The organism is Stenotrophomonas sp. PUT21 (assembly GCF_052232875.1).
In the GTDB taxonomy this organism is placed as follows: domain Bacteria; phylum Pseudomonadota; class Gammaproteobacteria; order Xanthomonadales; family Xanthomonadaceae; genus Stenotrophomonas; species Stenotrophomonas maltophilia_N.
Genome location: NZ_CP197645.1, coordinates 664,512 through 682,387, shown reverse-complemented (window position 1 = coordinate 682,387; position 17,876 = coordinate 664,512). Strand labels below are relative to the sequence as shown.

The 17,876-nt window shown below is 67.4% G+C and carries 21 protein-coding genes; 17 read left to right on the top strand and 4 right to left on the bottom strand.

Annotation, left to right across the window (positions count from 1 at the left end; translation table 11 throughout):
* Positions 1-7 precede the first annotated feature (7 nt).
* Positions 8-1,681 carry an amidohydrolase gene (locus ACTT2I_RS03295; RefSeq protein ID WP_421100515.1) on the bottom strand — a complete coding sequence of 558 codons (1,674 nt, stop codon included), beginning with the start codon at positions 1,679-1,681 and terminating at the stop codon, positions 8-10.
* A gap of 84 nt (positions 1,682-1,765) precedes the next feature.
* Positions 1,766-2,200 carry an OsmC family protein gene (locus ACTT2I_RS03290; RefSeq protein WP_088432781.1) on the bottom strand — a complete coding sequence of 145 codons (435 nt, stop codon included), beginning with the start codon at positions 2,198-2,200 and terminating at the stop codon, positions 1,766-1,768.
* 364 nt (positions 2,201-2,564) lie between these two features.
* Here ACTT2I_RS03290 and ACTT2I_RS03285 point away from each other — a divergent pair, with 364 nt between their 5' ends.
* The 4 genes from ACTT2I_RS03285 to ACTT2I_RS03270 all read left to right on the top strand — a co-directional run bounded on the left by ACTT2I_RS03285 (position 2,565) and on the right by ACTT2I_RS03270 (position 4,877).
* A complete protein-coding gene (locus tag ACTT2I_RS03285) occupies positions 2,565-2,963 on the top strand; it encodes an HU family DNA-binding protein (protein WP_019185677.1) in 399 nt (132 codons plus the stop codon).
* A gap of 282 nt (positions 2,964-3,245) precedes the next feature.
* The gene (locus ACTT2I_RS03280; protein ID WP_019185676.1) at positions 3,246-3,590 is read left to right on the top strand and encodes a DUF3861 family protein; all 345 of its coding nucleotides are present in this window, start codon (positions 3,246-3,248) and stop codon (positions 3,588-3,590) included.
* 51 nt (positions 3,591-3,641) lie between these two features.
* Complete coding sequence (locus ACTT2I_RS03275; protein ID WP_421100514.1) at positions 3,642-4,178, top strand: hypothetical protein; 537 nt, start codon at positions 3,642-3,644, stop codon at positions 4,176-4,178.
* Positions 4,179-4,280: 102 nt separating this feature from the next.
* The gene (locus tag ACTT2I_RS03270) at positions 4,281-4,877 is read left to right on the top strand and encodes a DUF1439 domain-containing protein (RefSeq protein ID WP_088432783.1); all 597 of its coding nucleotides are present in this window, start codon (positions 4,281-4,283) and stop codon (positions 4,875-4,877) included.
* A 39-nt stretch (positions 4,878-4,916) separates the two neighbouring features.
* Here ACTT2I_RS03270 and ACTT2I_RS03265 read toward each other — a convergent pair whose 3' ends face one another.
* Positions 4,917-5,459 (bottom strand): type 1 glutamine amidotransferase domain-containing protein, encoded by a 543-nt coding sequence (locus ACTT2I_RS03265; protein ID WP_421100513.1) that lies wholly within the window; start codon positions 5,457-5,459, stop codon positions 4,917-4,919.
* A 122-nt stretch (positions 5,460-5,581) separates the two neighbouring features.
* Complete coding sequence (locus ACTT2I_RS03260) at positions 5,582-6,049, bottom strand: SET domain-containing protein (RefSeq protein ID WP_088432785.1); 468 nt, start codon at positions 6,047-6,049, stop codon at positions 5,582-5,584.
* A gap of 172 nt (positions 6,050-6,221) precedes the next feature.
* Between ACTT2I_RS03260 and ACTT2I_RS03255 the strand changes: the two genes are divergently transcribed.
* The 13 genes from ACTT2I_RS03255 (at position 6,222) to ACTT2I_RS03195 (ending at position 17,783) form a co-directional block, all read left to right on the top strand.
* Positions 6,222-6,674 (top strand): SUF system Fe-S cluster assembly regulator, encoded by a 453-nt coding sequence (locus tag ACTT2I_RS03255; RefSeq protein ID WP_026070170.1) that lies wholly within the window; start codon positions 6,222-6,224, stop codon positions 6,672-6,674.
* 13 nt (positions 6,675-6,687) lie between these two features.
* Entirely contained in the window at positions 6,688-8,163 is a 1,476-nt protein-coding gene (gene sufB / locus ACTT2I_RS03250) for a Fe-S cluster assembly protein SufB (protein WP_421100512.1), read from the top strand.
* Positions 8,160-8,567, top strand: a complete 408-nt coding sequence (locus tag ACTT2I_RS03245; protein ID WP_421100511.1) for a lysozyme inhibitor LprI family protein — start codon at positions 8,160-8,162, stop codon at positions 8,565-8,567. The genes sufB and ACTT2I_RS03245 overlap by 4 nt, the downstream gene beginning before the upstream one ends.
* A 45-nt stretch (positions 8,568-8,612) precedes the next feature.
* Positions 8,613-9,377: a Fe-S cluster assembly ATPase SufC gene (sufC, locus tag ACTT2I_RS03240; RefSeq protein WP_088432788.1), complete on the top strand. Its 765-nt coding sequence runs from the start codon at positions 8,613-8,615 to the stop codon at positions 9,375-9,377.
* Positions 9,377-10,639 carry a Fe-S cluster assembly protein SufD gene (gene sufD / locus ACTT2I_RS03235; protein ID WP_421100510.1) on the top strand — a complete coding sequence of 421 codons (1,263 nt, stop codon included), beginning with the start codon at positions 9,377-9,379 and terminating at the stop codon, positions 10,637-10,639. The genes sufC and sufD overlap by 1 nt, the downstream gene beginning before the upstream one ends.
* Positions 10,636-11,892 carry a cysteine desulfurase gene (locus tag ACTT2I_RS03230; RefSeq protein WP_088432790.1) on the top strand — a complete coding sequence of 419 codons (1,257 nt, stop codon included), beginning with the start codon at positions 10,636-10,638 and terminating at the stop codon, positions 11,890-11,892. The genes sufD and ACTT2I_RS03230 overlap by 4 nt, the downstream gene beginning before the upstream one ends.
* Before the next feature lie 109 nt (positions 11,893-12,001).
* Positions 12,002-12,538, top strand: a complete 537-nt coding sequence (locus tag ACTT2I_RS03225) for a GNAT family N-acetyltransferase (RefSeq protein ID WP_088432791.1) — start codon at positions 12,002-12,004, stop codon at positions 12,536-12,538.
* Positions 12,535-12,867 (top strand): non-heme iron oxygenase ferredoxin subunit, encoded by a 333-nt coding sequence (locus ACTT2I_RS03220; protein WP_176990811.1) that lies wholly within the window; start codon positions 12,535-12,537, stop codon positions 12,865-12,867. Before ACTT2I_RS03225 ends, ACTT2I_RS03220 begins: the two co-directional genes overlap by 4 nt.
* A gap of 89 nt (positions 12,868-12,956) precedes the next feature.
* Complete coding sequence (locus tag ACTT2I_RS03215) at positions 12,957-13,340, top strand: hypothetical protein (RefSeq protein ID WP_088432793.1); 384 nt, start codon at positions 12,957-12,959, stop codon at positions 13,338-13,340.
* A gap of 144 nt (positions 13,341-13,484) precedes the next feature.
* On the top strand, positions 13,485-15,770 hold the full coding sequence (locus ACTT2I_RS03210) for a TonB-dependent receptor (RefSeq protein ID WP_443096779.1): 2,286 nt from the start codon (positions 13,485-13,487) through the stop codon (positions 15,768-15,770).
* 49 nt (positions 15,771-15,819) lie between these two features.
* Entirely contained in the window at positions 15,820-16,509 is a 690-nt protein-coding gene (locus ACTT2I_RS03205) for a Fe2+-dependent dioxygenase (protein ID WP_019185662.1), read from the top strand.
* Positions 16,502-17,215 carry a tetratricopeptide repeat protein gene (locus tag ACTT2I_RS03200; RefSeq protein WP_421100508.1) on the top strand — a complete coding sequence of 238 codons (714 nt, stop codon included), beginning with the start codon at positions 16,502-16,504 and terminating at the stop codon, positions 17,213-17,215. Before ACTT2I_RS03205 ends, ACTT2I_RS03200 begins: the two co-directional genes overlap by 8 nt.
* A 130-nt stretch (positions 17,216-17,345) precedes the next feature.
* Positions 17,346-17,783 (top strand): hypothetical protein, encoded by a 438-nt coding sequence (locus ACTT2I_RS03195; protein ID WP_421100507.1) that lies wholly within the window; start codon positions 17,346-17,348, stop codon positions 17,781-17,783.
* Positions 17,784-17,876: the final 93 nt, after the last annotated feature.

Sequence of the window (17,876 nt, the reverse complement as noted above, 5' to 3'; positions counted from 1 at the left end):
CGGCGCCTCAGCGCGCCGCGTCGAACACCGGTGCGCCGTCGACCCAGGTCGAGCGCACCTGCAGATCGGCCAGCGCCGAAGGTGCAACGCTGAGCGGGTCGCGGTCGAGCACCACGAAGTCTGCGCGCAGGCCGGGCTGCAACCGGCCGACCTGGGCCTCGTCATGGCCTGCCCACGCCGCATCGGCGCTGAAACCGCGCAGCGCTTCGGCGGCCGTCAACCGCTGATCCGGCTGCCAGCCACCCGGCGGTTGGCCGGCACGGTCCTGGCGGGTGACCGCGGCATACAGGCCCAGGCGTGGATCCACCTGTTCCACCGGGAAGTCCGAGCCGAGTGCGAGCCGGGCACCGGAGGCCAGCATCCGCCGCCACGCATAGGCGCCGAGAATGCGCTCGGGGCCGACCCGGTCCTGTGCCCAGCCCATGTCCGAGGTGGCGTGGGTGGGTTGCATCGAGGCGATCACCCCGAGCTGGGCAAAACGCGGAATGTCCTCCAGCGCGACCACCTGCGCATGTTCGATCCGCCAGCGGTGGTCGCTGCTGCGGCGCTCGCCCAGTACCTTGGCATAGGTCTCCAGTGCGATCCGGTTGCCGCGATCCCCGATCGCATGGGTGGCGACCTGGACATGACAGGCATCGGCCTTGCGCACCGCCGTTTCAAAATCAGCCGGTGAGGTGACCAGCAGCCCGCGGTTGTGCGGGTCATCGCTGTAATCGGCCAGCAGCGCCGCACCACGACTACCCAGCGCGCCATCCATGAACAGTTTGACGCCGCGCATTTCCAGCCGGCCACCGGCGTGCTGGTAGGCCCCGTTCGCGCACAGATCGGCCAGCGCCTCGCCGTTGCCATCGGCATAGGCGTCGATGCGCAGTGGCAGCCGCCCGGCATCGGCGAAGCGCCGCATCAGGGCCAGATCGGCGCGCGATACGCCCATGTCGTGCACGCCGGTCAGGCCCTGGCTGACCGCTTTATCCAGCGCGCGGGTCAGCATCTGCTCGCGGGCGGCCTCGCCCGGCGCCGGGATCGCGGCCTGCACCAGCGTCATCGCTTCATCGACGAACACCCCGCTCGGCTGGCCCTTGGCATCGCGCACGATGCGTCCGCCTGCCGGCTGCCAGTTGCCCTTCAGCGCGCGCTGCCCCGGTTGCCCGGCGACCGCGCGCAATGCCGCGCTGTTGGCCCAGCCGGCGTGACCATCGATACGGCCCAACCAGACCGGCCGGTCCGGGAAGGCGCTGTCGAGGTCGGCCACGGTCGGGAACTGCTTGTCCGGCCAGCGGTTCTGGTCCCAGCCGCTGCCCAGCAGCCAGCCCTCGGGGTTGTCCGCCGCAAAGCGCTGCAGGCGCGCCACGATGTCCGCGGTGCTGGTGGCGCCGGTCAGATCGGCCTGCATCAGCGTGCCGCCGAGGAACATCAGATGGGCATGTGCGTCGATCAGGCCCGGGATCACCGTGGCCTCGCCGACGTCGGTCAGCGCCGCCAGTGGATACAGCTCGAGCATCGCCTGCCGGTCGCCGACGGCGAGCACGCGCCCGGTGTCGGTGTCCCAGGCCAGCGCTGTGGCTGTCGGCGCGTCCGGATTGCCCGTATGGATGGTAGCGGCGGTCAACAGGCGGACATCGGCCTGCGCGGTCCCGGCCAGCAGGCAGGCGACCAGGGCAGCGAGAGCAGTCGGACGCATGCACACACCCCACAAAAGGAAAGCGGCGACTATGCGGCCGCCGCTTTCCCATCACAATCTGCTGTGCACCAATCGTGGCGCCGATCAGCTGGCCAGTTCGGCCTCCAGCGTGATCGGCACGGCGCTGAGCGCCTTGGAGACCGGGCAGTTCTGCTTGGCGTCATCGGCGATGGCACGGAACTGGGTCGCCTCGATCTTCGGCACCACGGCCTTCACCTTCAACGTGATCTGCGACAGCTGCGGGCCACCTTCCATCGAGAGGTCGACCTTGGCTTCGGTATCCAGCGAGGTCGGCACGAAACCGGCCTCGGTGAGCTTGGCCGACAGTGCCATCGTGAAGCAGCCTGCGTGGGCGGCGGCGATCAGTTCTTCCGGGTTGGTGCCCTTCTCATCGCCGAAGCGGCTGCTGAAGGCATAGCGGGTTTTGTCCATCAAGCCGCTCTGGGGCGTGCTCAATTGTCCCTTGCCTGTCTTGAGGTCACCTTCCCAATGCGCGGTGGCATGACGCGAAATACCCATCGTTGATCTCCTGCGGGATGAATGGCCAGGCCAGCCTAGACCGGTTCGCGTTAGCGCCGTGTCTGGCTGCCGTCAGCGCAGCGGCAGGTGACGCGCCCAGCTGAATCGGCCATCAGGACCGATGCTGTTTTCAAGTGGTTTTCGTGCGACAGTCGGGGTGCGACGGTCCATGACCGATGGCCTCCGCCGCGAGGGCGGACCCTGTTTTTTGGCTATGACCTGATGCACTGCGGTAACGAAGGGCGTGGAAATCACGAATTTTTATGCGTTTGCCTATTGGCGGCGCCCCATAGTTGCCCTACATTTCGCTTGCCGACGGGGTTCGGCGCGACCAAACAACCAACCGTTCACGGAACAGGAAACCATGGCAAAGACCGCTAAGAAGGCTGCCCCGAAGAAGGCAGTAAAGAAAGTCGCTACGAAGGCAGCCGCGAAGCCGGCCGCTCCCAAGCCGATCAAGGAAGTGCTGAGCAAGTCTGGTCTGGTTGCACACATCGTTGAAGCGTCCGGCGTTGTCGCCAAGGACGTGCGCGCCGTGCTCGCCTCGCTGGAAGGCGCCGTCGCCGCTTCGGTGCACAAGAAGGGCGCTGGCAGCTTCACCCTGCCGGGCCTGCTGAAGATCTCCACCGTCAGCGTGCCGGCCAAGCCGAAGCGCAAGGGCATCAACCCGTTCACCAAGGAAGAGCAGTGGTTCGCCGCCAAGCCGGCGTCCACCAAGCTGAAGGTGCGTCCGCTCAAGAAGCTCAAGGACGCCGCGCTCTAATCTGCGCGCTTCCTGCAGCACCGAACGGGACGGCTCACGCCGTCCCGTTTTTTTTGTTCACCACCAGGCGCCGGCCGGGGACGTTTGCCGAGGGGCCTGCCGGCCGCTGCGGGGGCGCGCCGTGCGCAGCGAAACACAGCGTTGCCCAACGCGCGGCGGATAGCCGAGAAGCGCGCGGATGCCTGTCCTGCCGCGATCCACGGCCGAGCCGCCCCGACCGGAACGCACAGGGTGGAACACTGCGTGCGACCGCGCCTGTCGTCGCGGCACGCATCGCGCCCTATGGTGGCCCTGTCCCCCACCGCGCAGGCAGCCATGGCCAGCTCTTCTTCCCAGCGTTACCGCATTACCGTCACCCCGATCGAAAAGGACGGCCTGCAGTGCAGCGGGCGCTGCACCATCGAGCTGGAGCATCGCGCGCAGCAGGACTGGATGCGCCTGCTGGAAATCGCCCGGCGCAACACCGGGTTGAGCGGCGACGAACGTGCCGCGGCGATCGTCGCCACCCAGCTGCTGCGCGATCTTGCGCAGCGCCACGCCGACGAACCCAGCCACCCGCTGACCGTGCTGCAGCCGCAGCTGGACGAGGTGCTCGCCGCGCTGGAGTCCATCCAGGGCGCGCCCTGACCGTGCACCGGGTGTAGCGCTACACTCGGCGCTCTCCGGGGAGAGTCCTGCATGCGCCGCGCCATCCTGTTGCTTCCGCTGCTGTTCCTGCACGGGTGCTCCTGCCAGCAGCACCCGCCCGTGGCCGGGCCCACCACGCGCCCCGATGTCGCGGCGGACGCCGATGCCGTGCAGCCTGGTGACAGCCCACCGACGCCCCCACCCACCGCCGCGGCGTCGACCGCGCTCAGTGCAGTGGCCGCCGACGCACTGGATGAGCCCTCGGTGGTACATGCGTATCTCAGTGCCCTGGCACAGGGTGATCTCGCCACCGCTGACGCCCAGTGGACCAGCGAGAGCCCGGGCGGTCACCCGGATGATGCCGCCCTGCGCGCCCTGCCCGACTTCCGCGGCCTGCGCATCCAGACCGGCGCGCCCATCGCCCGGGACACCGCCGAGCCCTCCAGGCTGCGCGAAGTGCCGGTCCAGATCCGGGTCAGCACCGGGACCAACACGCTGCGTTTCGAGGGCTGGTATCGGCTGCAGCCGCGCGTGGATGGCAGCGGCTGGGAAATCCATGGGGCCTCCATCCAGCCGGTGCTGAACTGATTCCACCGGTGGCGTCACGCGGTGGCGCTGGCCATCGCACGTCAAAGCTGGATTCAGCCGCGCGCGCTATTGTTGGCATCTCATTCCCCACGGCCTGTCGCCATGAACGTTCGCCCGCTGTTGTCCCGCCTCGCCGCCTGCACCGTGCTGCTGGCCGCCGCCATCGGTGCGCAGGCTGCGCCCAGTGTGTCCGGCCGCCAGTTGTCGGTCGGCGCCACCGATGTGCAGCAGTATCTGGATGGCAGCTTCCCGCGCACCCAGAATGCGCTGGGCGGCCTGATCGCAATGACGATGAGCCATCCTCAGCTGACCCTTCCGCAGGGCAGCCGGCTGGACCTTGGCTTCGATGTCGCCATGGCGACCGCCGGCGGCAACCCGGCGCCACTGGGCAAGGTGAAACTGAGCAGCGGCCTGCGTTATGACGCGCAGACCCAGGGCTTCCACCTGCAGGAACCGACGGTCGATGATTTCACCCCGGCCAACAACGGCGGCAAGCTGGATTCACGCACGCGCGGGCTGCTCAATGCCTGGCTCACTGATTACGCCCAGCGCGAGCCGATCTACAAGATCGACCCGAGTGTGGCCGCAGTACTTGGCACGCTGCAGGTGCAGTCGGCGCAGGTGGAGAACGGCAAGCTGGTGGTCACCTTCAACCAGGATCTCGGCGCGCTGGTGCCGGCCGGGTTGCTGAGCAAATAACACGGTGGGCACCGACCGACGGTCGGTGCCCCCACCCGATCAGCCGGCCAATGCCTTGGCCACCGCATCGGCGAAGGCGGGAATATCGCCCGGCTTGCGGCTGGTGATCAGGCCGCCATCGACCACCACCTCGGCATCGGTCCATTCGGCCCCGGCATTGCCGAGATCGCTTTTCAGCGACGGCCAGGAGGTCACCTTGCGGCCCTTGGCCAGCCCGGACTCCACCAGCAGCCACGGGCCGTGGCAGATGGCGGCGACCGGCTTGCCGGCCGCGCCGAACGCCTTGATCAGCGCGATCGCATCCGTGTCGATGCGCAGTTTGTCCGGATTGATCACGCCGCCGGGCAGTACCAGCGCGTCGTAATCTTCGGCCTTGGCGCCTTTCAGCGGCGTATCGACCTTCACGTTCTCGCCCCAATCCTTGTCTTTCCAGCCACGGATCTGGCTGGCGTCACCGGGTGCGATCACCTTGACCGAGGCGCCCCAGGATTCCAGCAGTCGCTTGGGATCCTGCAGCTCGGACTGTTCGAAGCCATCGGTCGCGAGGATGGCGATGTGCTTGCCGTTGAGTGCATGTGCCATGAGCGGCTCCAATAAGTAGGAGCGCTCAGTGTGGCCACGGGCGCATTGGGCGACGGTGACCAGGATGTGCACAGCGTGTCGGCGCGGTCACCGGCACGCGCGGCCGGTGACTTCCGGCGCGATCAGCGCTTGGGCTGCAGCATGGTACCGGTGCACTTCTTCGAGCCGCAGCGGCATTCCCAGATCTTCTTCAGGCGCGCGGTGTGACGCTCGGCCAGGGTGATGCCGTAGTTGTAGGTCAGCTCGTCGCCCGGCTGGATGTCCTTGATCGCCTCAATGAACACTTTGTCCTCGCGGCGGTTGTCGCCCTCGGCTTCCTCGATCACCGCTTCGCAGTTGGGATCGCAGCTGTGGTTGAGCCAGCGCGCGTCATTGCCCTTGTAGTTCGCGTCGATGACGTAGTCGTCATTGAGGGTGAACAGGAAGGTATGGCCGCTCTCCACATCCCCGGTGTCGTCGGCGTCCACGTCGGCGTGGCTGCGCAGCAGACCCTTGTACTGGATGACCCGCTCACCTTTCTTGATCGGCGCCAGCGCGAACACGCCATTGCCATGGATGGTGGACTTGCGGGCCTGGATCTTCTTGGGCATCTGGCTGACCGTTGCGGTGGGAAGCCCCGATTCTCGCTTAATCTTTGTGATTGCCAAAGCGATGCGGTTCAATACGCGCCGAGGGCCGCCCTGCGGGTGCCTGAACGGGCGGGTTGGATGCCGCCGGAGAAAAGCGTACAATTTCAGTCCGCTTTATGGTTCTGCACCCCACATGCTCCGCGTCACCAAACTCACCGATTACGCCACCGTCGTGTTGACCGTGCTCGCCGCCCGCCCGGGCGAGGTGCTCAGTGCGACTGAACTGGCCGAGTTCGCCCGTCTGGAACCGCCGACCGTCAGCAAACTGCTCAAGCCGCTGGCCCAGGCCGGGCTGGTGGAAGGCCTGCGCGGCGTCCGCGGCGGCTACCGCCTGACCCGCGCGGCGGACCAGATCACGCTGTTCGAGATCGTGGAAGCCATGGAAGGGCCGCTGGGCCTGACCGAATGCGCCCACGACCACAGCCAGTGCGGCCGCGAGCTGCAGTGTGGCGCGCGCAGCAGCTGGCGGATGATCAACGACGTGGTGTCCGAAGCGCTGCGCGCGGTCACCCTGGCGCAGATCCTGCCCCCTCTTCCCCTTGTTGACGCCCACCGCCGCGCGATCGCGGCGGATGTCGTCTCCTGATCAGGCAGCCCCCATGGCCACCGATACCCTCGACACCGTCGCCACCGGCGATACCCCCAACCGCGAGATCCACGAGCAGCTCGGCCGCAAATACTCGGCAGGCTTCATCACGGATATCGAATCGGACTCGTTGCCGCCCGGCCTGGACGAAGACACCATCCGTGCCCTGTCGGCCAAGAAGGACGAGCCGGAGTGGATGACGCAGTGGCGCCTGGACGCCTACCGCCACTTCCTGACCATGCCGATGCCGGACTGGGCCAAGCTGCAGATCGCACAGATCGACCTGCAGGCACTGAGCTATTACTCCGCGCCGAAGGGCCCGAAGTACGCCTCGCTGGACGAGGTGCCCAAGGAACTGCTGGACACCTACGACAAGCTCGGCGTGCCGCTGCATGAGCGTGCCAAGCTGGCCGGCGTCGCCGTGGATGCGGTGTTCGATTCGGTTTCCGTCGGCACCACGTTCCGCAAGGAACTGGCCGAGAAGGGCGTGATCTTCTGCTCGATGTCCGAAGCGATCAAGGAGCACCCGGAGCTGGTCAAACAGTACCTGGGCACCGTGGTCCCGGTCGGCGACAACTACTTCGCCGCGCTCAACTCGGCGGTGTTCTCCGATGGCAGCTTCGTGTTCATCCCCAAGGGCGTGCGTTGCCCGATGGAACTGAGCACCTACTTCCGCATCAACGCCGGCCACACCGGCCAGTTCGAGCGCACGCTGATCATCTGCGAAGACAAGGCGTACGTGTCCTACCTGGAAGGCTGCACCGCGCCGATGCGCGATGAGAACCAGCTGCATGCCGCGGTGGTCGAGCTGGTCGCGCTGGAAGAAGCCGAGATCAAGTACTCCACGGTGCAGAACTGGTACCCGGGCGATGAAAACGGCGTGGGCGGCATCTACAACTTCGTCACCAAGCGTGCCGAATGCCGTGGCGCGCGCAGCAAGGTCACCTGGACCCAGGTCGAGACCGGCTCGGCGATCACCTGGAAGTACCCGTCCTGCGTGCTGCTCGGCGACGATTCGGTCGGCGAATTCCATTCGGTCGCGCTGACCCACCATCGTCAGCAGGCCGACACCGGCACCAAGATGATCCACATCGGCAAGCGCACCAAGAGCAAGATCGTCAGCAAGGGCATCAGTGCCGGCCATGGGCAGAACACCTACCGCGGCCTGGTGAAGATGGACCGTGGCGCCGAGGGTGCGCGCAACTACACCCAGTGCGACTCGCTGCTGATCGGCAAGAAATCCGGCGCGCACACTTTCCCCTATATCGAGGTGAAGAATCCCACCGCGACGGTCGAGCACGAAGCGACCACCTCCAAGATCTCCGACGACCAGCTGTTCTATTGCCGCGCCCGCGGCATCGACCAGGAAAATGCGGTGTCGATGATCGTCGATGGCTTCTGCAAGCAGGTCTTCCGCGAGCTGCCGATGGAGTTCGCGGTGGAAGCCAAGAAGCTGCTGGACGTCAGCCTGGAAGGCTCAGTCGGATGAAGACCGTGCTGACCCTGGCCCTGGTGCTGTCCGCGGCGGCCCCGGCGTTCGCGCAGGAGGTGGCGTGCAACCCCGACGGCAATCAGCTCGAACTCAATGCTTGCGCCGATCAGGATTTCAAGAAGGCCGATGCCGAATTGAATACCGTCTACCGCCAGATCGTGACCAAGCTGGCCGGCGAGCCCGTGGCGTTGGCGAAGATGAAAGCGGCACAGCGGCTGTGGATCCAGCTGCGTGACGCCGACCTGGAAGCGCGCTACCCGGTGGGCGAGGATGAGAATCCGCGTTTCCTGTACGGCTCGATGTACCCGATGCTGTATTCCAGCGCCAAGGCGGCATTGACCACCGCGCGTACCGCCTACCTGCGCAACGAATTCCTCGAGCGCAGCGAATACGACCTCTGAGTCGCGCTGCCTCCAGTTCCCCTATCTGACAAGACGATTATCGACATGTTGAAGATCGACAACCTCCACGCACGCATCGGCGAAAAAGAGATTCTCAAGGGCCTCTCGCTCGACGTGAAGCCCGGCCAGGTGCACGCCATCATGGGCCCCAACGGCGCCGGCAAGTCCACCCTGGGCAATGTCCTGGCCGGCCGCGACGGCTATGACGTGAGCGAAGGCAGCGTGCAGTTCGAAGGCCGTGATCTGCTCGAGCTGGCGCCGGAAGAACGCGCCGCCGCCGGCCTGTTCCTGGCCTTCCAGTACCCGGTGGAGATCCCGGGCGTGAACAACACCTACTTCCTGCGCGCCGCGCTCAACGCCCAGCGCAAGGCGCGCGGCGAGGAAGAACTGGATTCGATGCAGTTCCTCAAGCTCGTGCGCCAGAAGCTGGCCGTACTGCACCTGAAGGACGAACTGCTGCACCGCGGCGTCAACGAAGGCTTCTCCGGTGGCGAGAAGAAGCGCAACGAGATCTTCCAGCTGGCCGTGCTCGAGCCGAAGCTGGCGATCCTGGATGAAACCGACTCGGGCCTGGATATCGACGCGCTCAAGAGCGTGGCCGACGGCGTCAACGCGCTGCGTTCGCCGGACCGTTCCTTCATCGTGATCACTCATTACCAGCGCCTGCTCGACTACATCAAGCCGGACGTGGTGCACGTGCTGGCCGATGGCAAGATCGTGCAGAGCGGCGGCCCGGAACTGGCCCTGGAACTGGAAGCCCACGGCTACCACTTCCTGAAGGACCGCGTGGTGCCGGAGGCAGCGGTCTGATGAGCGCCCTGCTCGATTCCCTCGCCAGCGGCTTCTGCGGCAGCGATGCACGTCGCGCCGAGCTGGATGCCGCCCTGCAGGCCGGCCTGCCCGGCCCGCGTACCGAAGCCTGGAAATACACCTCGCTGCGCCAGTTGGAGCGTCGCAGCTTCCAGCCCGCCCCGCTCGCCCCGGCCGTGGTCGATGCCGCCCTGCTGGCCGACATTCCGTCGCCGCGGCTGGTGTTCGTCAATGGCCGCCCGTCCGGTGCGCTGAGCGATGTCGCGGCGGTGCCGGCCGGTGTGCAGCTGGCCACGCTGTCCTCAGCGCTGGCCGCCGGCGATGAAGCCGCCCGTTTCCTCGGTCGTCGCTTCGAGCGCAGCGAGGAAGTGTTTGCCCGCCTCAACGCTGCACTCGCCGATGAAGGCGTGCTGCTGCGCGTGGAAGAAGGCGTGCAGGTCGAGGCGCCGCTGCAGCTGGTCTTCATCAGCGTGGCCGGCGAGACCGATCTGTCCTGGCACCATCGCCACCTGATCGAACTGCGCGGCGGTGCCGCGCTGGGCGTGGTCGAACATCACCTGCATGTCGGTGATGCCGCGCACCTGCACAACACCCTGGTGCACGTCCACCTCGCGCAGGATGCCGAGCTCTCGCACGCCCGCGTGCAGGCCGACGCCACCCGCGCCACCTCGCTGCTGCGCACCGACGCGGTGCTGGCCCGCAACGCGCAGTACCGCCGCGTGGATCTGGAACTGGGTGCCGCGCTGAGCCGCCATGAGCTCAACGTCCGCCTGGAAGGCGACAACGCCCAGCTGACCGCCAACGGCGTGCTGCTCGGCAATGGCCGCCGCCATGTCGATACCCGCCTGGGCATCGAGCACATCGCGCGCGATACCGCCTCGGAGATGGTCTGGCGAGGCGTGGCGGCCAACCGCAGCCGCGTGGTCTTCCACGGTGGCATCCACATCCGCGAAGGCGCCGATGGCACCGACGCCAACCTCTCCAACAAGAACCTGCTGCTTTCGGCCGATGCCGAGATCGATACCCAGCCCACGCTGGTGATCGACGCCGACGAAGTGAAGGCCGCGCACGGTGCTACGGTCGGCCAGCTCGACGCGAACGCGCTGTTCTACCTGCGTTCGCGTGGCCTGCCGGCCGATCGCGCGCAGCAGCTGCTGAGCGCCGCGTTCTGCCATGAACCGCTGAACGTCCTCGACGCACGCCTGACCGAGCAGCTCACCGCCCAGCTCAGCCGTGCGCTGGCCGTGGCGGGCGTGGCATGAACCTGTCCACGCCGCGCCCGGTCGCCGATACCGGCGCCGCGCCCGATTGGGACCGCGTGCGCCTGGACTTCCCGCTGTTGATGCGCGAAGTGCACGGCAAGCCGCTGGTGTATTTCGACAACGCCAACACCGGCCAGAAGCCGGTGCAGGTGATCGGCGCGGTGGACGAGTTCTACCGCCGCTACAACGCCAACGTCAGCCGTGCGGTGCATGCGCTCGGCACCGAAGCGACCGATGCCTACGAAGGCGCGCGCAACAAGCTGGCGCGCTTCCTCAACGTGCGCGCCAGCGAGCTGGTGCTGTGCAGTGGCACCACCTTCGCGATCAATCTGGTCGCGTATTCGTGGGCGTTGCCACGGCTCAAGGCCGGTGATGTCATCCTGGTCTCGCGCATGGAACACCATGCCAACATCGTGCCGTGGCAGCTGGTCGCCCAGCGCACCGGCGCCACGATCCGCGTGGCCGAGATCACCCCGGAGGGTGCATTGGATCTGGATGCGCTGCGCGCGGCGATGACCCCCGAGGTCAAGCTGCTCGCGGTTGCCCACGTCTCCAACGTGCTGGGCACGGTCAATCCGGTCCGCGAGATCTGCCGTGAGGCCCGCAAGCGCGGCATCATCACCGTGGTCGACGGCTCGCAGGCCGTCCCGCACCGCAAGGTCGACATCCCCGCGATCGGCTGCGACTTCTATGCCATCACCGGCCACAAGATGTGCGGCCCGACCGGCACGGGCGCCCTGTGGGCCAGGCGCGAACACCTCGAGGCCATGCCGCCCTTCCTCGGCGGTGGCGAGATGATCAAGGAAGTCAGCTTCGAAGGCACGGTGTTCAACGACGCGCCACACAAGTTCGAAGCCGGTACCCCGAACATCGCCGGCTTCATCGGCCTGGGCGTGGCGGTGGACTACCTGGAGTCACTGGGCCTGGAGCACGTGGAAGCCCGCGAAGGCGAGTTGCTGGCGCACTTCACCGAAGAACTGAACAAGATCGACGGCCTGCGCATCTTCGGCACCACGCCGGACAAGGCGGCGGTGGTCTCCTTCCTGGTGGACGGCGCGCATTCGCACGATCTGGCCACCCTGCTGGATCTGGAAGGTGTCGCCGTGCGCTCGGGCCAGCACTGTGCGCACCCGCTGCTGCAGTACTACGGCGTCGCCGCGACCTGCCGCGCCTCGCTGGCGTTCTACAACACGCATGAGGAAATCGAGCGCTTCATCGTGGCGCTGAACAAAGTGCGCAAGCTGCTGGGCTGAGCCCGCGCCAACCTGCGCCCCACCGGAACGCCGTGGCTTGCCACGGCGTTTTTTTCATGGCCCGCCCCGCTCATTTCCGTCGTGGCCCCTGGCGGCCTAAAATGGCGCCATGAGCACCCTGACCTTCCGCGCGGCCACTGCCGCCGACATCCCCGCCCTGATCGCCCTGGTCACCTCCGCCTACCGTGGCGATGCCAGCCGGGCCGGCTGGACCACCGAGGCCGACCTGCTGGACGGCGCCCGCATCGACGCCGACGGCCTGCAGGCCGATCTCGCCAAGCCACGCTCCACCATCCTGCTCGCCGAGCGCGATGGTCAACTGCTGGCCTGCGCGCACGTGGCCGATGACCACGGCAAGGGCTACTTCGGCATGTTCTCAGTAGACCCGGCCCAGCAGGGCGGCGGCATCGGCAAGCAGCTGATGCTGGCGGCCGAGGCCCACGCCGCACGCGAGTGGGGCGTGCCGGTCATGCAGATGACGGTGATCGACGTCCGCGATGAGCTGATCGCCTTCTACGAGCGCCGCGGCTACCAGCGCACCGGCATCAAGAAGCCCTTTCCGTACGGTGATGAGCGCTTCGGCATCCCCAAGCGCGACGATCTGCGCTTTGAAATCCTGGAAAAGCCGCTGGCGGTGCCGGCGTGAGCGAGACCTGGACCTTCGTCTGCGCCAGCGCCGAGCTGCTGCCCGGCGAGATGAAGAGCACCTTCGACGAGGTGACCGGCACGCCGATCGTGGTGTTCAACCTGGACGGCGAACTGTACGCGCTGGAAGACCAGTGCACCCACGATGAGTTCGAACTGTCTTCGGGCACCTTCGACACCGGCGAGGCCAGTATCGAGTGCGTCCTGCACGGGGCCCGCTTCGACATCCGCGATGGTGCCGCGCTGTGCGCCCCGGCCTACTCGCCGGTGGCGAAATTTCCGGTCAAGCGCGAACACGACGCCGTCTGGGCCCGCGACGACCGCGACTGAGCCGGGCTGAACGTCGGCGTTTTGAAAACGCGAATTGTTCCTATTACCATAGGCATTGCGGTCACTTTGCCGCCTCTGCCCGGTAAGCCGTGTCCGCCAACCGCTCCGCCCTTGGTATCGCCGCCCTGTGGGCCACGTTCTGCGTGGTGCTGCTGGGCTGCGGCTGGCTGGGCGCGGGTAGCGGTAACGCCGGGTCATTGCCGGCAGCGGGCACAGCCCCGGCCTTGTTGAATACCGGCAGCGCCGAGTCCTGCGCGCCCACCGCGCCCGCACCGGAGCGTCCGGCCGCCGAGCCCAGCCTGAGCGCCGAAACCGGCCCAGACCCCGAGCCAAGCGCTCCGGCCCTGCCGGCTCGCGCGCATCGCGCGCCCTGGGTCGCCGTCGTCCCGCTGTGGCGCTCCGACGCGCTGCGCTGGCAGCGGCTGGAACCTTCGCTGCGGCTCAACCCCGGCCACGCCCCTCCCCACGCCTGATTCCAGCGGCGACGCTGCGCGTCGCTGCCCGCCCACGCCCGTGCCATCGCGGCGCCGTCGGCATCTGCCCGTTTCCCCACCTGCCTCCGCTCCGCCGTGACCGCCACACGCTGTCCGGCCTTCGTCCGTCCTCCAGGAATCACCATGACCGTCCGCCCGACTCCGTTGTCGTCCGCCCTGCTGCTGGCCATCGCCGCCCCCGCCATCGCCCATGCCGAGACCGACGCTGCCGCCGATCCGCAGCGCGCCACCGAACTGGATGGCGTGGATGTCCACGGCGAGCGCGTGCGTGCGCAGTCCTCAAAATTCACCGCACCGCTGCTGGATACGCCCAAGTCGGTCAGCGTGATCTCCCAGCAGGTGATCGAGCAGACCGCCGCCACCACCCTGCTCGATGCGCTGCGCACCGTGCCGGGCATCACCTTCGGCGCCGGCGAAGGCGGCAACCCGACCGGTGACCGCCCCTTCATCCGCGGCTTCGATTCGGCCTCGGACATCTATGTGGATGGCATCCGCGACGCCGGCAGCCAGACCCGTGAAGTGTTCGCCATCGAGCAGATCGACGTGGTCAAAGGCCCCAGCTCGGCCTACTCCGGCCGCGGTTCGGCCGGCGGCACCATCAGCCTGGTCAGCAAGACGCCCAAGCTGGAGAACTTCGTGTCCGGCAGCCTGGCCGCCGGCACCGACAGCTACCGCCGCGGCACCCTGGATGCCAACGAGGTGATCGGCGACGGCATCGCCGCGCGCATCAACCTCATGAAGCACGATGCCGACGTGGCCGGCCGCGATGAGGTCAACAGCAGCCGCTGGGGCATCGCACCATCACTGGCGTTCGGCCTCAACGGCCCGACGCAGGTGGTGATCAGCCACTACCACATGGAAACCGACGACCTGCTCGATGCCGGCGGCTTCCCGTACAACAACCCGTTCACCAGCGGCCCCAACCTGTCGCTCAATGGCGACGGCAGTCCGATCGTGACCAACCGCGACGCGTTCTACGGCCTGGTCGACCGCGACTTCCAGAAGACCAAGGCGGACATCACCACCTTGAACCTGTCGCATGATTTCGGCGGCATCGTGCTGCGCAACATCACCCGCTACGGCGATACCCGCAACGATTACCTGTGGACCCAGCCGGACGACAGCAAGGGCAACCCGAACCTGTTCGGCACCGTCTGGCGCCGCACCAACGCGCGCGCCACGCAGACCGACAGCGTCGTCAACCAGACCAGCGTGACCGGTGAGCTGGAAACCGGCCCGCTGCGCCACAGCTTCAACGCCGGCGTGGAGTACAGCAGCGAAAAGACCGTACGCGGCACCTACGCGATCGCCGACGTGCGCCGTCCCAATGGCCAGACCACCGCAGGCACCAACAACCCGCTGACCGGCAACCAGAGCTGCCCGACCACCGGCGCGGCCACGGGCTACAACTGCACCGACCTGACCAACCCCAACCCGAACGATCCGTGGTCGGCCACGCATACCGTCACCCGCAGCGATCCGGCCCGCGATGTGCGCCAGACCACCCGCACCAAGTCGGCCTATGTGTTCGACACGATCAGCTTCAGCGAGCAGTGGATGCTGAACCTGGGTGCGCGCTTCGACGACTACAACACGCATCAGTTCAACCCGACGGCGGCGGCCAACCTGCAGCACCTGCGCAATGACACCTCGTTCTGGAACGGCCAGGCCGGCCTGGTGTTCAAGCCGGTCGCCAACGGCAGCATCTACCTGTCCTGGGGCACCTCCTCCACCCCGGTCGGCGTGGACGGCGGCGACGGCGCCGACGGCATCAGCGCGACCATCCAGGATCTCAAGCCGCAGCGCAGCCGCAACATCGAGCTGGGCACGAAGTGGGATCTGTTCGATGCCCGCCTGTCGCTGACCGGTGCGATCTTCCAGACCGAGATGAGCAACGCGCGCGTGACCAGCGATGCAGGCACCACGCAGAACGCCGGTACCAAAAAGGTCAAGGGCGCCGAGCTGGGCTTCAGCGGCACGATCGTGGAGGGCTGGCAGGTCTTCGGTGGTTACACCTACCTGGATGCCGTGGTCGAGGACAACGGTTTTGCGCTGGTCAACGGGGTCTACGTGCCATCGCCGTTCAACGGCAACGCGTTCCCCAACACCGCCAAGCACAGTGCCAGCCTGTGGACCACCTGGGCGCCGTCGTTCGTGCCGGGCCTGAGCCTGGGTGCTGGTGCGAACTATGTGGACAAGGTCTACGGCAACGTCAACAACACCAAGTGGGTGCCGTCCTACACCCGTTGGGACGCGATGGTCGGCTACGCCTTCAGCCAGCGCTACAGCCTGCAGTTGAACGTACAGAACCTGACCAACAAAACCTACTTCACCAAGGCGTACGCTTCGCACTACGCCGCCATCGCGCCGGGTCGTTCGGCCACGCTGGCCTTCAACTTCAAGTTCTAAGCGATACGCCCCCTCCCGCGCGCTCGTGCGGGAGGGGCTGGAGCCCGCCATGCTGCTGCACATTCCCGACGTCCTCACCGCCGAGCAGGTCACCCAGGCCCGCCAGCAGCTGGCCACGGCCGGCTGGACCGACGGTCGCCTGACCGCGGGCTACCAGTCCGCGCAGGCCAAACACAACCTGCAGTTGCCCGAGTCCGATCCGGCCGCGCGTGCGGTCGGCTCGGCCATCCTCGATGCACTCGGGCGCAACAGCACCTTCTTCTCGGCTGCATTGCCGCGTCGCATTTTCCCGCCGCTGTTCAACTGCTATCAGCCGGGGCAGACCTTCGGGTTCCATGTCGACAACGCAGTGCGCTACGACTACACCGCCCCGGGCCAACCGCAGCCGGTGCGCACCGATCTGTCGGCCACGTTGTTCCTGAGCGATCCGGACGAGTACGAGGGCGGCGAGCTGGTGATCGAAGACACCTACGGCAACCAGCGGGTCAAACTGCCGGCCGGCCACATGGTGTTGTACCCGGGCACCAGCCTGCACCAGGTCACCCCGGTCACCGCCGGCACGCGGCTGGCCTCGTTCTTCTGGATCCAGAGCATGCTGCGCGATGACGGCCAGCGGCGCCTGATGTGGGATCTGGATGTCTCGATCCGCCGCCTCACCCATGACCACCCCGAACACCCCGCGCTGGTGAACCTCACCGGCGTGTATCACAACCTGTTGCGGCAGTGGGCCGATGTCTGAGGCAGCCCTGCCCGCGCTCGACGTGGCGCAACTGGCTGACCAGCTGCAGCACGATCCGGCCGCCGCGCTCGCCACCCTGGAAGCCACCGCGCAACGCGGCGACCCACAGGCGCAGTACCTGCTCGGCCAGGCCCGCATGGAAGGCCGCGGCATCGCGCCCGATGCCGCCGCGGCCGTGCTCTGGTTCGAGCGCGCCGCCAACGGTGGCCTGGCCATCGCCATGAACATGCTCGGGCGCTGTCACGAACTCGGCACCGGAACGCCGGTCAACCTGGCGCTGGCCGCGGTCTGGTATCGCAAGGCGGCCGATGCCGGGCTGGACTGGGGCCTGTACAACTTGGCCAACCTGCTGGGCACCGGCCGCGGGCTGCCGCGCGATGAACGCGCCGCGTTCGCCCTGTACCTGCGCGCCGCGCGCCTCGGCCATGCCAAATCGATGAATCTGGTCGGTCGCTGCCTGGAAGACGGGATCGGCGTAGCCGCCGATCCTGCCGCGGCACCGGCGTGGTATCGACGCTCGGCCGAGGCCGGCGACTTCCGCGGCCAGGCCAGCCATGCTTCGTTGCTGCTCGCTGCCGGGGACATCGACGGTGCAGCAGACTGGCTGCGTCGCGCACTGGCGCACGGCAGTCCGTCGTTTCTGGCCCATCTGCGGCCTGCATTGGCCGCCTCGCCACACCCGGCGATCCGGGCGCTGGTCGCGTGATGGCAAGGGCTGCCGCCTATGAGTGCCCCGAATCATTAATCATTCTCATTTGCGTCCGCTAACGCATCTCACCTACAATCCCGCCGCGATGCTGGTCGGCTCATCGACCGGCCGTTCACAGGGGTCTGCCTTGCGCCATCCACACCGCCACCGCAGCTTTGCTCCCGCCATGCGCGGGCGGCAGCAGGCGTTGTCGACCGTGCTGGCATGGCTGGGCGTGTTCTCGCTGCTGCTGGCCGGCCTGCCGGTGCTGGAGCGGGCGGCTCCGGGCAGCACCGTGATGGTCCTGCAGATGCCGATGGACGAGGGCCTGGGCAGCGGTGGTGAGACCACTCCCCAGGAAGAAGCCCCGGCCAAGCCGCGCCGGGTCGCCAGCGCGCGCCCTGCCCCGCCCCCCCGGCAACCGCCTTCGCTGCCGCCGGTCGTGGAATCGCTGGATGCGTTGATGGCCACCCTGGTGGCGCAGCCACCGCGGATCGTGCCCGCCATCGATTCGGCACCGGCCACGCCGCTGCCTGCTGCACCCGGCCTGCGCGTCCAGCGCGGCCAAGCCCCACCGCAGGGCTGAGTCCGGCCGCCGGCGGCGCCATCGCGCCTGCCTGCGGTCCTGCGCGTTCTGCCCGCTTCGGGCCTTCCTGATTCCTGCGCGTGCTGCCGCCCT

Bases quoted from the DNA above. Each gene is read 5' to 3' on its own strand.
- ACTT2I_RS03230 (WP_088432790.1), top strand. From the start codon at position 10,636: ATGAACCTGTCCACGCCGCGCCCGGTCGCCGATACCGGCGCCGCGCCC.
- ACTT2I_RS03260 (WP_088432785.1), bottom strand. From the start codon at position 6,049: ATGCCCAAGAAGATCCAGGCCCGCAAGTCCACCATCCATGGCAATGGC.
- ACTT2I_RS03285 (WP_019185677.1), top strand. From the start codon at position 2,565: ATGGCAAAGACCGCTAAGAAGGCTGCCCCGAAGAAGGCAGTAAAGAAA.
- ACTT2I_RS03270 (WP_088432783.1), top strand. From the start codon at position 4,281: ATGAACGTTCGCCCGCTGTTGTCCCGCCTCGCCGCCTGCACCGTGCTG.
- ACTT2I_RS03200 (WP_421100508.1), top strand. From the start codon at position 16,502: ATGTCTGAGGCAGCCCTGCCCGCGCTCGACGTGGCGCAACTGGCTGAC.
- ACTT2I_RS03280 (WP_019185676.1), top strand. From the start codon at position 3,246: ATGGTGGCCCTGTCCCCCACCGCGCAGGCAGCCATGGCCAGCTCTTCT.
- ACTT2I_RS03275 (WP_421100514.1), top strand. From the start codon at position 3,642: ATGCGCCGCGCCATCCTGTTGCTTCCGCTGCTGTTCCTGCACGGGTGC.
- sufB (WP_421100512.1), top strand. From the start codon at position 6,688: ATGGCCACCGATACCCTCGACACCGTCGCCACCGGCGATACCCCCAAC.
- ACTT2I_RS03255 (WP_026070170.1), top strand. From the start codon at position 6,222: ATGCTCCGCGTCACCAAACTCACCGATTACGCCACCGTCGTGTTGACC.
- ACTT2I_RS03205 (WP_019185662.1), top strand. From the start codon at position 15,820: ATGCTGCTGCACATTCCCGACGTCCTCACCGCCGAGCAGGTCACCCAG.
- sufD (WP_421100510.1), top strand. From the start codon at position 9,377: ATGAGCGCCCTGCTCGATTCCCTCGCCAGCGGCTTCTGCGGCAGCGAT.
- ACTT2I_RS03290 (WP_088432781.1), bottom strand. From the start codon at position 2,200: ATGGGTATTTCGCGTCATGCCACCGCGCATTGGGAAGGTGACCTCAAG.
- ACTT2I_RS03245 (WP_421100511.1), top strand. From the start codon at position 8,160: ATGAAGACCGTGCTGACCCTGGCCCTGGTGCTGTCCGCGGCGGCCCCG.
- ACTT2I_RS03265 (WP_421100513.1), bottom strand. From the start codon at position 5,459: ATGGCACATGCACTCAACGGCAAGCACATCGCCATCCTCGCGACCGAT.
- ACTT2I_RS03225 (WP_088432791.1), top strand. From the start codon at position 12,002: ATGAGCACCCTGACCTTCCGCGCGGCCACTGCCGCCGACATCCCCGCC.
- ACTT2I_RS03210 (WP_443096779.1), top strand. From the start codon at position 13,485: ATGACCGTCCGCCCGACTCCGTTGTCGTCCGCCCTGCTGCTGGCCATC.
- ACTT2I_RS03295 (WP_421100515.1), bottom strand. From the start codon at position 1,681: ATGCGTCCGACTGCTCTCGCTGCCCTGGTCGCCTGCCTGCTGGCCGGG.
- sufC (WP_088432788.1), top strand. From the start codon at position 8,613: ATGTTGAAGATCGACAACCTCCACGCACGCATCGGCGAAAAAGAGATT.